The organism is Pseudomonas syringae pv. tomato str. DC3000 (genome assembly GCF_000007805.1).
Taxonomy (GTDB): Bacteria; Pseudomonadota; Gammaproteobacteria; order Pseudomonadales; family Pseudomonadaceae; genus Aquipseudomonas; species Aquipseudomonas avellanae.
This window is the reverse complement of sequence record NC_004578.1, coordinates 3,959,284-3,971,584: the sequence shown is the minus strand read 5'-3', so window position 1 is coordinate 3,971,584 and position 12,301 is coordinate 3,959,284. Positions and strand designations below refer to the sequence as shown.

11 protein-coding genes are annotated in these 12,301 nt (G+C 58.4%); 9 read left to right on the top strand and 2 right to left on the bottom strand.

All coding sequences use genetic code 11. From position 1 onward, the window contains the following. The first annotated feature begins 63 nt into the window (after positions 1–63). From PSPTO_RS18195 to PSPTO_RS18160, 7 genes are all read left to right on the top strand, one after another. The gene (locus PSPTO_RS18195) at positions 64–501 is read left to right on the top strand and encodes a hypothetical protein (protein WP_011104596.1); all 438 of its coding nucleotides are present in this window, start codon (positions 64–66) and stop codon (positions 499–501) included. Positions 502–1,697: 1,196 nt separating this feature from the next. Further along, positions 1,698–3,863, top strand: coding sequence for a fatty acid oxidation complex subunit alpha FadB (fadB, locus tag PSPTO_RS18185; RefSeq protein WP_011104595.1), 2,166 nt, complete (start codon positions 1,698–1,700; stop codon positions 3,861–3,863). Positions 3,864–3,867: 4 nt separating this feature from the next. Beyond that, complete coding sequence (gene fadA, locus PSPTO_RS18180; protein WP_007245350.1) at positions 3,868–5,043, top strand: acetyl-CoA C-acyltransferase FadA; 1,176 nt, start codon at positions 3,868–3,870, stop codon at positions 5,041–5,043. A 104-nt stretch (positions 5,044–5,147) separates the two neighbouring features. After that, positions 5,148–5,384: a DUF1653 domain-containing protein gene (locus PSPTO_RS18175; RefSeq protein ID WP_003380890.1), complete on the top strand. Its 237-nt coding sequence runs from the start codon at positions 5,148–5,150 to the stop codon at positions 5,382–5,384. 113 nt (positions 5,385–5,497) lie between these two features. Continuing rightward, entirely contained in the window at positions 5,498–8,107 is a 2,610-nt protein-coding gene (topA, locus tag PSPTO_RS18170; RefSeq protein ID WP_011104593.1) for a type I DNA topoisomerase, read from the top strand. 122 nt (positions 8,108–8,229) lie between these two features. Beyond that, positions 8,230–8,751, top strand: coding sequence for a DUF6586 family protein (locus tag PSPTO_RS18165; RefSeq protein WP_007245351.1), 522 nt, complete (start codon positions 8,230–8,232; stop codon positions 8,749–8,751). A gap of 64 nt (positions 8,752–8,815) precedes the next feature. Continuing rightward, positions 8,816–9,049 carry a hypothetical protein gene (locus PSPTO_RS18160; protein ID WP_003315798.1) on the top strand — a complete coding sequence of 78 codons (234 nt, stop codon included), beginning with the start codon at positions 8,816–8,818 and terminating at the stop codon, positions 9,047–9,049. 54 nt (positions 9,050–9,103) lie between these two features. Here PSPTO_RS18160 and sulA read toward each other — a convergent pair whose 3' ends face one another. Both sulA and lexA read right to left on the bottom strand, forming a co-directional pair. Then, positions 9,104–9,574: an SOS-induced cell division inhibitor SulA gene (gene sulA / locus PSPTO_RS18155; protein WP_007245353.1), complete on the bottom strand. Its 471-nt coding sequence runs from the start codon at positions 9,572–9,574 to the stop codon at positions 9,104–9,106. A gap of 9 nt (positions 9,575–9,583) precedes the next feature. Beyond that, positions 9,584–10,192, bottom strand: coding sequence for a transcriptional repressor LexA (lexA, locus tag PSPTO_RS18150; RefSeq protein ID WP_002554100.1), 609 nt, complete (start codon positions 10,190–10,192; stop codon positions 9,584–9,586). A gap of 256 nt (positions 10,193–10,448) precedes the next feature. On the opposite strand from lexA, the gene psrA reads away from it, so the two are divergent. Continuing rightward, positions 10,449–11,165 carry a transcriptional regulator PsrA gene (gene psrA / locus PSPTO_RS18145; protein WP_007245354.1) on the top strand — a complete coding sequence of 239 codons (717 nt, stop codon included), beginning with the start codon at positions 10,449–10,451 and terminating at the stop codon, positions 11,163–11,165. Positions 11,166–11,288: 123 nt separating this feature from the next. Beyond that, complete coding sequence (gene nagZ / locus PSPTO_RS18140) at positions 11,289–12,299, top strand: beta-N-acetylhexosaminidase (RefSeq protein WP_011104591.1); 1,011 nt, start codon at positions 11,289–11,291, stop codon at positions 12,297–12,299. The last annotated feature ends 2 nt before the right edge of the window (positions 12,300–12,301 follow it).

Sequence of the window (12,301 nt, the reverse complement as noted above, 5' to 3'; positions counted from 1 at the left end):
TTGTGCAAGCCATTGTTTTCAAAATTGTTGTGAACAGCCTGTAATCGGGCGGAGGCAAGAAATATGACGGTCTGGATCGTTCTGTCAATCATTGGTGTGATGTTGAGCCCGCTTGTCTGGCTGCGTCCATCGCGCCATCAGAGCGGCAGAATGGCGTTGCGTATGGAGGCAAGGCGCATGGGCATGGGCATGCAACTGACGCCGCAAGACTGGCCGCACTGGTTGGCGAAAGAGCCGCCAAGCCCTTGTGCCCAATACCATCGACCGCGCCGTGCTGCCAGGACAGACGCCTGGGTGTACTGGCAAAGCGAGCCGGGCGTCTGGCGCAACCGCTGGCGCGAGGCCTGCGAGGATGCTCAGCTATTGAGCCACCTGACTACGTTGCCCGCAGACGTGTACAAAGTCGAGGCTGACAACCAGATGATTGCGTTGTACTGGGCCGAGCGGGGCGAGCCGCAAGTTTTACAGCGTATGGACGCCGTGCTCAAGGCATTGGCCTGAGACTGGCTCGCAGGCATCAAATCGCAGGCAATAAAAAGCCCGATAACAGCATCGGGCCGGGGTTGGCCAGGCAGGCCGATAATTCGTCGCGTGCCGACAGGCTTTCTCTGCCATGTCGGCCTTCGCTGTTGCGCACCCGCAAATCAGCTGCATTGCGAGCCTCTTGTGGCGCAGTTCTGCGACTCTAGACCTTTTGCTCCTTTTTGTCGCTATTTCTGCAACTATTTTTGTTTATGCTCTCGGGTGGTGCGTTTTTGTCTGCATTTTTCTGAAAATCGGGGTGTTCACAGTTGTGCAGCACAACGTCATGCCTTCCCCGCAATCACTGCACATAAACGAAAGCGCTTTTTTATCACGATGGCACTGACATCGCAGAACCGTTGTGTGACGCTTCACGTCACAGACCTGCGCCGCACATTCAAGATCGGACGCAGAGCGTCCAGAACGGCATGCGACGCGGAGCGTCGCACGATAGTGGATGCTTAAAGGGCTTTTTTATCGCGATGTCACTGACGACGCAGAGTGCGACGTAAGTGACGGCTGAGCCCTGGCGCTGATCCGGGGGGAACTCGGCATGGATGCCGAGTTAGCTGCACCGGGCCAAGGATGGCCCGTTGCAGCGACCCCCGGATCAGTGTCAGGGCGAAGGAACCCGACGAAGTCGGGCCGGAAACGGAGCCAGGATTTTGCATACTTTGATCCTTCAAAGTATGTCGCCGAGGGGCGAAAAGTTGACTCAAGTCGAGCCTGAATCTCACTGACATCGCAGAACCGCTTGTGCAACGCAGAGCGTCACAAACTGTTTCGGGGCGTCGGCACGATAGTTAAAGTTCGGCGTCATGTCTTAAAGTCAGAACCCAGGCACAGCTCTGCACTATCACTCTGGCGAATGATGGAGGATGGCAATCGGTCGTGGGCATTATGGACTGCTTGAATATTTCGCCAAACCGGCAGTTTTCATGAGTGTTTTGTCGAATTGACAATCTTCCGGTTTTGGCTGATGGTGTGCATACCCAAATCAAACGGGCGTATGAAATGAGCGTTTGGTCTTCAGACGGCTCTGACAGAATCCTGACTACCATGTCGCGTCGGGTATACGTGGGATTTGGCATGTTTATCGACGGCGACGTCGTAGCCTCGTCGGGCATCAATGCCCGGCGGGTATTGTTCAGCTTCCATATTGTGGAGATCAGTTGATGATTTACGAAGGTAAAGCCATCACGGTTAAGGCTCTTGAAAGTGGCATCGTCGAATTGAATTTCGACCTCAAGGGTGAGTCCGTCAACAAGTTCAACCGCCTCACCCTCAACGAGTTGCGTCAGGCGGTCGACGCCGTCAAGGCCGACGCATCGGTCAAGGGCGTGATCGTCACCAGCGGCAAGGACGTGTTCATCGTCGGTGCCGACATCACCGAGTTCGTCGACAACTTCAAGTTGCCGGAAGCCGAACTGGTTGCGGGCAATCTGGAAGCCAACAGGATTTTCAGCGATTTCGAAGACCTGGGCGTGCCCACCGTTGTCGCCATCAACGGCATTGCGCTGGGTGGTGGTCTGGAAATGTGCCTGGCCGCAGACTATCGAGTCATCTCCAGCAGCGCCCGTGTCGGCCTGCCGGAAGTCAAGCTGGGCCTGTATCCAGGTTTCGGCGGTACCGTGCGCCTGCCGCGCATCATCGGCGCCGACAATGCTATCGAATGGATCGCATCGGGCAAGGAAAACTCCGCAGAAGACGCGCTTAAAGTCGGTGTTGTCGATGCAATAGTGGCTCCCGAGAAGCTTCAGGCCGCAGCGCTTGACCTTATCCAGCGCGCTATTTCCGGCGAGTTCGATTACAAGGCCAAGCGTCAACCAAAGCTGGACAAGCTCAAACTGAACGCCATCGAGCAGATGATGGCATTCGAGACCGCCAAGGGTTTTGTCGCAGGTCAAGCCGGGCCGAATTACCCGGCGCCGGTCGAAGCCATCAAGACCATCCAGAAAGCCGCCATCTTTGGCCGTGACAAGGCACTGGAAATCGAAGCCGCCGGTTTCGTGAAAATGGCCAAGACTTCGGCCGCGCAGAGCCTGATCGGCCTGTTCCTGAATGATCAGGAGCTGAAAAAGAAAGCCAAGGGCTACGACGAAGTGGCTCGCGACGTGAAACAGGCCGCCGTGCTGGGGGCCGGGATCATGGGCGGCGGTATTGCCTATCAGTCTGCGGTCAAGGGCACGCCGATCCTGATGAAGGACATCCGCGAAGAAGCCATTCAACTGGGCCTGAACGAAGCCTCCAAGCTGCTGGGCGGTCGCCTTGAAAAAGGCCGTCTGACCGCTGCGAAGATGGCAGAAGCGCTAAACGCGATTCGTCCTACGCTGTCCTACGGCGATTTCGGCAATGTCGACCTGGTGGTTGAAGCGGTTGTCGAAAACCCCAAGGTCAAACAGGCCGTACTCGCTGAAGTCGAAGCCAACGTCGGTGAAAACACCATTCTGGCTTCCAACACCTCGACCATTTCCATCAGCCTGTTGGCGCAAGCGCTCAAGCGCCCGGAAAACTTCGTCGGCATGCACTTCTTCAATCCGGTGCACATGATGCCGCTGGTGGAAGTGATCCGTGGCGAGAAGTCCAGCGAAGAGGCTGTCGCCACCACCGTTGCCTATGCCAAGAAAATGGGCAAGAACCCGATTGTGGTCAACGACTGCCCGGGCTTTCTGGTCAATCGCGTGCTGTTCCCGTACTTCGGCGGTTTCGCCAGACTGGTCAGCGCGGGCGTGGATTTCGTGCGCATCGACAAGGTCATGGAAAAATTCGGCTGGCCGATGGGCCCTGCGTACCTGATGGACGTTGTCGGCATCGACACCGGCCACCACGGCCGTGACGTGATGGCTGAAGGCTTCCCCGACCGCATGAAAGACGACCGTCGTTCTGCCGTTGACGCGTTGTATGAAGCCAATCGTCTGGGCCAGAAGAACGGCAAGGGCTTCTATGTCTACGAGACCGACAAGAAGGGCAAGCCCAAGAAGGTCAACGATCCGGCGGTGCTGGACGTGCTCAAGCCGATTGTCTACGAGCAGCGTGAAGTCAGCGATGAAGACATCATCAACTGGATGATGATCCCGCTGTGCCTGGAAACCGTTCGCTGCCTGGAAGACGGCATCGTCGAAACGGCTGCCGAAGCTGACATGGGCCTGATCTACGGTATTGGTTTCCCTCCATTCCGTGGCGGTGCGCTGCGCTACATCGATTCCATCGGTGTTGCCGAATTCGTTGCCCTGGCCGATCGATATGCCGAGCTGGGTGCCCTGTATCAACCGACCGCAAAGCTGCGTGAGATGGCCGCCAATGGCCAGAGCTTCTTCGGTCAAGCGTCTTCCGAGGTATGAACGTATGAGCCTTAATCCAAGAGACGTCGTGATTGTCGACTTCGGTCGCACCCCGATGGGCCGCTCCAAGGGCGGTATGCACCGCAATACCCGTGCTGAAGATATGTCGGCGCACCTGATCAGCAAACTGCTCGAGCGCAACAACAAGGTCGATCCGGCCGAAGTCGAGGACGTGATCTGGGGCTGCGTCAACCAGACCCTGGAGCAGGGCTGGAACATCGCGCGCATGGCGTCGTTGCTGACCCAGATCCCTCACACTTCCGCCGCGCAGACCGTGAGCCGTCTGTGTGGTTCGTCCATGAGCGCGCTGCACACCGCTGCGCAGGCGATCATGACCAACAATGGCGACGTATTTGTCATCGGTGGCGTTGAGCACATGGGCCACGTCAGCATGATGCACGGCGTGGACCCCAACCCGCATATGTCCCTGCACGCCGCCAAGGCGTCCGGGATGATGGGCCTGACCGCTGAAATGCTCGGCAAGATGCATGGCATTACTCGCGAGCAGCAGGATGCATTCGGTTTGCGTTCCCACCAGTTGGCTCACAAGGCCACGCTGGAAGGCAAGTTCAAGGACGAGATCATCCCGATGCAGGGGTACGACGAGAACGGCTTTCTCAGGGTCTTCGACTATGATGAAACCATTCGTCCGGACACCACCCTGGAAAGCCTGGCGGCCTTGAAGCCGGCGTTCAATCCAAAAGGCGGCACCGTGACGGCGGGTACTTCTTCGCAGATCACTGATGGCGCGTCGTGCATGATCGTCATGTCAGCCCAGCGCGCCCAGGACCTCGGCATCCAGCCTCTGGCGGTGATTCGCTCAATGGCCGTGGCCGGTGTAGACCCTGCGATCATGGGCTATGGTCCGGTTCCGGCGACGCAAAAAGCGCTCAAGCGCGCTGGCCTGAGTATCAGCGATATCGACTTCTTCGAGCTCAACGAAGCGTTCGCTGCACAGGCCTTGCCGGTGCTGAAAGATTTGAAAGTACTCGACAAGATGAACGAGAAGGTTAACCTGCACGGCGGCGCCATCGCTCTGGGCCATCCATTTGGGTGTTCCGGTGCGCGCATCTCCGGCACCTTGCTCAATGTCATGAAGCAGAATGGCGGCACCTTTGGCGTGTCTACCATGTGTATCGGTCTGGGTCAGGGCATCGCGACCGTTTTCGAACGCGTCTGATTGCCGAGTGTGATGCGAGCCGGGGCTTGGTGCCCCGGCTTTCGTTTTTTTGAAAAATGGTTTTTTAACCAAATGTTTTGAACGTGTTACAAGAGGACCGCAGCATGCAATTGCAACCAGGGCTCTATCGCCATTACAAAGGCCCTCAGTACCGGGTTTTCAGTGTTGCCAGGCATTCCGAAACCGAAGAAGAAGTCGTGTTCTATCAGGCTCTGTACGGCGATTTCGGCATGTGGGTGCGTCCCTTGAGTATGTTTCTGGAGTCGGTCGAGGTTGACGGCGAGCACGTCCCGCGCTTTGCTCTGGTTGAGGCTGAACCCAGCCTGTTTTCCCGAACGTGAGACGGAATGGCACAACAGGCTGTGCTTGACCTCACCTTGTAGCCACTATATATAGCGTGGCCTTTACAAGCTCCTCACTGTCTTTCATCTAGTATTCAGGAATTTTCTGATCCATGGGCAAATCGCTGGTCATCGTGGAATCCCCGGCTAAGGCCAAGACCATCAACAAGTATTTGGGCAACCAGTACGTGGTGAAGTCGAGTATCGGCCATATCCGAGACCTGCCCACCAGCGGTTCGGCTAGTGCTGCCAAAGACCCTGCCGCCAAGCGCGGCAAGGCTGCTGCGGGCGAAGGCCCGGTACTGACGCCCAAGGAAAAGGCTCAGCGCCAGTTGGTCTCGCGCATGGGCGTCGACCCGGAACACGGCTGGAAAGCCAAATACGAGATCCTTCCCGGCAAGGAGAAGGTTATCGAAGAGCTGCGCAAGCTCGCCAAGGATGCCGACACCATCTATCTCGCGACGGACTTGGACCGCGAAGGGGAAGCCATTGCCTGGCACCTGCGCGAAGCCATCGGTGGGGATGACAGTCGTTACAAGCGCGTGGTGTTCAACGAAATCACCAAGAAGGCCATCCAGGAAGCGTTTTCCAGACCGGGTGAGCTGGACATCGCCCGAGTCAATGCTCAGCAGGCGCGTCGTTTCCTTGACCGCGTTGTGGGCTATATGGTCTCGCCGCTGCTGTGGCAGAAGGTTGCTCGTGGCCTGTCCGCAGGGCGTGTGCAGTCGGTTGCCGTGAAGCTGGTGGTTGAGCGCGAACGCGAAATCCGCGCCTTCAACCCCGAAGAATACTGGGAAATCCACGCCGACCTCGGCACTGCCAAAGGCGCAAACGTGCGCTTCGACGTGGCGCGTGAAAAAGGCGAAGCGTTCAAGCCGTTGAACGAAAAGCAGGCGATGGCCGCACTTGAAAAGCTCAAGGCGTCCAGCTATAGCATTGTCAAGCGTGAAGACAAGCCGACCAGCAGCAAGCCGTCGGCACCGTTCATCACCTCGACTCTGCAACAGGCTGCGAGCAATCGCCTGGGTTTCGGCGTGAAGAAAACCATGATGATGGCTCAGCGCCTGTACGAGGCGGGCTACATCACTTACATGCGTACCGACTCCACCAACCTGTCGGCCGATGCCGTCAGCATGGCGCGCGACTACATCGAAACCGAGTTCGGCAAGAAGTACCTGCCGGAAGCGGCGAATGTCTACAGCAGCAAGGAAGGCGCACAAGAGGCTCACGAAGCGATTCGTCCGTCCGACGTCAACACCCATCCTTCGAAGCTGACCGGCATGGAACGTGATGCAGAGCGCCTCTACGAGCTGATCTGGCGCCAGTTCGTGGCCTGCCAGATGCTTCCTGCGCAGTACCTGTCGACCACCGTCACGGTTGCAGCCGGCGATTTCGAACTGCGTGCCAAAGGCCGCATCCTGAAGTTCGACGGTTATACCCGTGCGTTGCCGCAAATGGCCAAGCCAGGCGATGACGACGTGCTGCCAGACATGGCGCAGGGCGAAGTTCTGAAGCTGAACACGCTGGACCCCAGCCAGCACTTCACCAAGCCGCCGGCGCGTTACTCCGAAGCGAGCCTGGTCAAGGAAATGGAAAAACGCGGTATCGGTCGCCCGTCGACCTACGCAGCGATCATTTCGACCATTCAGGACCGTGGCTACGTGGCGCTGCATAACCGCCGCTTCTACTCGGAAAAAATGGGCGATATCGTTACCGGGCGTCTGTCCGAGAGCTTTGCCAACTTGATGGACTACGGTTTTACCGCCGGGATGGAAGAAAATCTCGACGACGTGGCCAAGGGGCAGCGCGACTGGAAGAACGTGCTGGACGAGTTCTACGGTGATTTCCGCAAGAAGCTGGAAGTGGCCGAAGCCCCGGACAGCGGCATGCGTGCCAATCAGCCGGTGATGACCGATATTCCGTGCAAGGTGTGCGCTCGTCCGATGCAGATCCGTACCGCCTCGACGGGCGTGTTTCTCGGTTGCTCCGGCTACAGCCTGCCGCCCAAGGAACGCTGCAAGGCGACTGTCAATCTGACCCCCGGTGATGAAATTGCCGATGATGATGACGAGTCCGAATCGCGTGTTCTGCGCGGCAAGCATCGCTGCCCGATCTGCAGTACGGCGATGGACGCCTACCTGCTGGACGAGAAGCACAAGCTGCACATCTGCGGTAACAACCCGGATTGCACAGGTTACGAGATTGAAGAGGGTACTTACCGGATCAAGGGCTACGAAGGCCCGAGCCTGGAGTGTGACAAGTGCGGCAGCGAGATGCAGCTCAAGACCGGTCGTTTCGGCAAGTTCTTCGGTTGCACCAACGCCGAGTGCAAGAACACTCGCAAGCTGCTGAAAAGTGGCGATGCAGCACCGCCGAAAATGGACCCGGTGAAGATGCCGGAGCTCAAGTGCGACAAGGTTGACGACACCTACATCCTGCGTGACGGCGCTTCGGGTCTGTTCCTGGCTGCCAGCCAGTTCCCGAAAAACCGTGAAACCCGCGCACCGCTGGTCGCCGAGATCGCGCCGCACAAGGACGAGATCGATCCGAAGTACCACTTCCTCTGCGAAGCGCCGAAGCAGGACCCGGACGGTCGTCCGACGGTGATCCGTTACAGCCGCAAGACCAAAGAGCAGTATGTGCAGACCGAAGTGGAAGGCAAGCCTACCGGCTGGCGCGCGTTCTACGATGGCAGTGCCTGGAAGGTTGAAGACAAGCGTTGATCGCATGTGTCCGGCTCGCGCGAGCCGGACACCGTTTTTAATACGCTCGAGCCTGTGCCATCAGGGTGTCTCGGTGTTACAGGTTATGCTGGTCTTGTCCCATTGTTATGGAGAGTTTCGTCATGGCTCATGAGCTCTATACCCGTACCAACCAGAAAATCTACTTCGCAGGGCTCGCGCTTGAGGCGCTGGGCAGGGCAGAGAAGGGGCAGGCAGTAAATTCCCCGGCGCTGTTGCAGGCTGAGCGTGAGTCTGCGCTGTTTCATCTGTACGGGGCGCTGCTGGGCTTGTGTCATGAAATCGCAGGGTTCTACCGTTTGCCACAGGCCGGTACGCGCCGTGCGGAAGAATTGCTGACCCGGGAAGTGCTGGATGCCATCGCGATTCCTGAAATGGCCGAACTGGTCGAGCTTGCCCATAATCGCCAGACGTGGCTCGCGCAATTGCTTGGCGCCTATAACGCGCTGTACGAGCCGCCGCGTGCGCCGAAAAAGCTCAAGGGTGATGTCACACAGCCGATGATACTGGCTGTGAACCTGGACGCCGAGACGGAGTCTGATTTGACACGTGAAGAGCTTGAAAGCTGGCGTCAGCACCTGAAAGGGCTGGCGATTCGTTTTCGAGAAGGCCTGAGCGAGTGCTGAAAACCAATGAAGTGCAGGCTGGCAGGCTGTTACAATGCCCGCCTATTGCGGAGTAACTGTACCAATGCCTACCTCTTTTCTGGAAATTGTCGAACTGCCTGACGGGCGTATCGAGCTGCGTCGTGCCGATGACGAAGGTTCTCTGGTTACGCTCGATTTCTCTGCGGATGCCAAGGCGTTCATGCAAGGCCAGCACGTTGAAGTCGCCAAAGCCATGTTGAGTGTTGGCGTGCAGATGGCCGGTCGTCTGGCTGAAGGCGAGATCGAAAAGGATGACGTCCCTCACGTTCTGCACTGAGTGCTGAATACTGTCCCGGCAGCATCGACCGGGCAATGTCATTGACCGGGCGTTTCAGCCCAGCCGGATGTTAAGGCTCTGTGCTTCACCGATTCTTGCAGCACTGATCAGTTGCTGGCGCGCCGATGTGCCAAGTGGATTGATCCAGCTCACTACCGTATGACTACGACCTAGTCGAAGCGCTTCGCGCGTCAGCTCCAGCACACTTTGCGTGCCGCGTGGCTGCAGCAGCAGGATTCGCTCACGATTCAGCCCCGCCTCGCGCAGCCAGGCTTGGGTCAGGCTGGAAGGGGGCGCGATCAGCGTCAGCCAGCGAGCGTCGGTCTCTTCGCTGAGTTCCCGCAGGATGGGAGCCAGCAGGTTGAGGCAGTTCCAGGCGCCGCCGCGCAAAGACAGTTCACTGAAAACGTCCGGCTCGTTGGCCCAGGGTGTTTCGACTGCATCTGTCAGCAGCGGGGCGATAGGCTGAGCCAGAAACGCCTCGAACAGTGGCAATTGCGAATGCGGTGCTTGATGGAACTGCATAACGTCTCCTTAGCGGCGAATGACGCCGACGCTCAAACCTTCGATCACCAGTTCCTGATCCTTGAGATCGACCTCAATAGGGGCGAAATCAGGGTTTTCGGCCAGCAGCCAGACCTTGCTGCCTTCACGTTTGAAACGTTTGACGGTAACTTCGTCGCCTATCCGGGCCACCACGATCTGGCCGTTGCGGGCCTCGCGGGTGGTATGCACGGCCAGCAGGTCGCCATCCAGAATGCCGACGTCCTTCATGCTCATGCCGTGAACGCGCAACAGGTAGTTGGCGCTAGGGTGGAAGAAGGAAGGGTTGATGTTGCAGGACTCTTCGATATGTTGCTGAGCCAGAATCGGTGCGCCGGCTGCAACGCGGCCAATGACCGGCAGGCTGCTTTCGTCGGGGCGTGCCTCGAAGCCGGGGATACGGATGCCGCGTGAAGCGCCGGGCGTCATCTCGATGGCGCCTTTACGGGCCAATGCCTTCAGGTGCTCTTCCGCTGCGTTGGGTGATTTGAAACCCAGTTCCTGAGCGATTTCCGCACGGGTAGGCGGGAAGCCGTTGTCTTCCAGGCAGCGTTTGATGAAGCCCAGGATTTCAGCCTGGCGTGGCGTCAGTTTGATCATGATGGGCGCTCTGGCTTTTTATACAGTGACTGGGATTATATACAGTGAAAGCGTATTGGCAATCATCCATTTCATTCTCGCCGCCGAGCGGTTGTCGATCGGGTTTGAAACCTTTGTCAGGTAGCTTGTATAAGGGGGTTGATCGATCATCTGAAAGCGGGTTTCGTGACTGTCCGGCCACAAAGTGAACGCCTCGCTTGACAAGCAGTGCGCCTGATACGTATGTTTCAAACGTTCGTTTGTTAGGCAGAGAGCCATGGCCCAGTCGGAAACCGTTGAACGCATTCTTGATGCTGCCGAGCAGTTGTTCGCAGAGAAAGGTTTCGCTGAAACATCCTTGCGTCTTATCACCAGCAAGGCCTCGGTCAATCTGGCTGCGGTGAACTATCACTTCGGCTCGAAGAAAGCGCTTATTCAGGCGGTGTTTTCGCGTTTCCTCGGCCCGTTCTGCATCAGTCTCGAGCGTGAGCTGGAGCGCCGCCAGGGTAAACCCGAGCACAAGCCCAGCCTTGAAGAGCTGCTGGAAATCCTCGTTGAACAAGCGCTCGTCGTGCAGCCGCGCAGCGGTAATGACCTGTCGATTTTCATGCGTCTGCTCGGTCTTGCCTTCAGCCAGAGCCAGGGCCATTTGCGCCGCTACCTTGAAGACATGTACGGCAAGGTGTTCCGCCGCTACATGACGCTGGTCAATGAAGCGGCTCCGCGTATCCCGCCCATTGAGCTGTTCTGGCGCGTGCACTTCATGCTGGGGGCCGCTGCATTCAGCATGTCGGGCATCAAGGCGTTGCGTGCCATTGCCGAGACCGATTTCGGCGTTAACACCTCCATCGAGCAGGTTATGCGTCTGATGGTGCCGTTTCTGGCCGCCGGCATGCGCGCCGACACGGGTGTCAGCGACCCCGCAATGATTGCTGCCCAGCTCAGGCCGCGTACCAAGAGCGGCACCAGCACGCCTGCGGTCGCCAAAGCCTGACGCTTCAAACCCGAGTGACGCCTTTAGCCTGAATATTGCACTGCCCCGTCGCATTGCGTCAGGCCTCAGGATCAAGCACCATGCCCGGATTGGAAATTGGCACTGGTGTGTAAGGGTTTTTCTATGAGTTCTGGCCTGCAAGGCTCCCTGATGGTCGATGTCGCCGGTACCTGGCTGACCAGCGAAGACCGTCAGTTTCTGCGTCAGCCCGAAGTGGGCGGCTTGATCATCTTTGCCCGCAACATCGAGCATCCGCGTCAGGTTCGTGAGCTGAGCGCAGCGATTCGCGCCGTTCGCCCGGACCTCCTGCTGGCAGTGGACCAGGAGGGCGGGCGGGTTCAGCGCCTGCGTCAGGGGTTCGTGCGGCTGCCGCCGATGCGCGCCATCGCTGACAAGCCTGAGGCGCTGCTGCTGGCCGAACATTGCGGTTGGCTGATGGCCACCGAAGTGCTGGCGGTCGGGCTGGACCTCAGTTTTGCCCCGGTTCTGGATCTGGACTATCAGCGCAGCGCGGTGGTAGGCACGCGCGCGTTCGAGGGCGATCCGGAGCGTGCAGCGTTGCTGGCGGGTGCTTTCATTCGTGGCATGAACGCAGCAGGCATGGCCGCGACCGGCAAGCATTTTCCCGGCCACGGCTGGGCGGAAGCCGACTCTCATGTGGCCATTCCGAATGACGAGCGCAGCCTGGAGCAGATTCGCGCCAACGACCTGGTGCCCTTTGCGCGCCTGAGTCAGCAACTGGCGGCAGTCATGCCGGCGCATGTCATCTACCCGAAAGTCGATTCGCAGCCCGCCGGTTTTTCAAGGCGCTGGTTGCAGGACATCCTGCGCGACGAACTGAAATTCGACGGTGTTATTTTCAGTGACGACCTGTCGATGGCCGGCGCCCACGTGGTGGGTGATGCGGCCAGCCGCATCGAAGCGGCGCTGACTGCGGGCTGCGACATGGGGCTGGTGTGCAACGACCGTGCAGCCGCAGAGCTGGCACTAATTGCGGCTCAGCGCTTGAAGGTCAAGCCTTCGCCGCGCATCGCCCGCATGCGGGGTCAGGCGTCTGCCAGTACCGATTATCGGCAACACCCGCGCTGGCAGGCCGCGCTTCAGGCGCTACGCACGGCTCAACTGATTGATTAAGG

What these genes read in the sequence shown, in the direction of transcription:
- PSPTO_RS18165 (WP_007245351.1), top strand. Translation starts at nt 8,230, where the DNA reads ATGGCTCATGAGCTCTATACCCGTACCAACCAGAAAATCTACTTCGCA.
- nagZ (WP_011104591.1), top strand. Translation starts at nt 11,289, where the DNA reads ATGAGTTCTGGCCTGCAAGGCTCCCTGATGGTCGATGTCGCCGGTACC.
- PSPTO_RS18195 (WP_011104596.1), top strand. Translation starts at nt 64, where the DNA reads ATGACGGTCTGGATCGTTCTGTCAATCATTGGTGTGATGTTGAGCCCG.
- sulA (WP_007245353.1), bottom strand. Translation starts at nt 9,574, where the DNA reads ATGCAGTTCCATCAAGCACCGCATTCGCAATTGCCACTGTTCGAGGCG.
- psrA (WP_007245354.1), top strand. Translation starts at nt 10,449, where the DNA reads ATGGCCCAGTCGGAAACCGTTGAACGCATTCTTGATGCTGCCGAGCAG.
- lexA (WP_002554100.1), bottom strand. Translation starts at nt 10,192, where the DNA reads ATGATCAAACTGACGCCACGCCAGGCTGAAATCCTGGGCTTCATCAAA.
- PSPTO_RS18160 (WP_003315798.1), top strand. Translation starts at nt 8,816, where the DNA reads ATGCCTACCTCTTTTCTGGAAATTGTCGAACTGCCTGACGGGCGTATC.
- fadA (WP_007245350.1), top strand. Translation starts at nt 3,868, where the DNA reads ATGAGCCTTAATCCAAGAGACGTCGTGATTGTCGACTTCGGTCGCACC.
- fadB (WP_011104595.1), top strand. Translation starts at nt 1,698, where the DNA reads ATGATTTACGAAGGTAAAGCCATCACGGTTAAGGCTCTTGAAAGTGGC.
- topA (WP_011104593.1), top strand. Translation starts at nt 5,498, where the DNA reads ATGGGCAAATCGCTGGTCATCGTGGAATCCCCGGCTAAGGCCAAGACC.
- PSPTO_RS18175 (WP_003380890.1), top strand. Translation starts at nt 5,148, where the DNA reads ATGCAATTGCAACCAGGGCTCTATCGCCATTACAAAGGCCCTCAGTAC.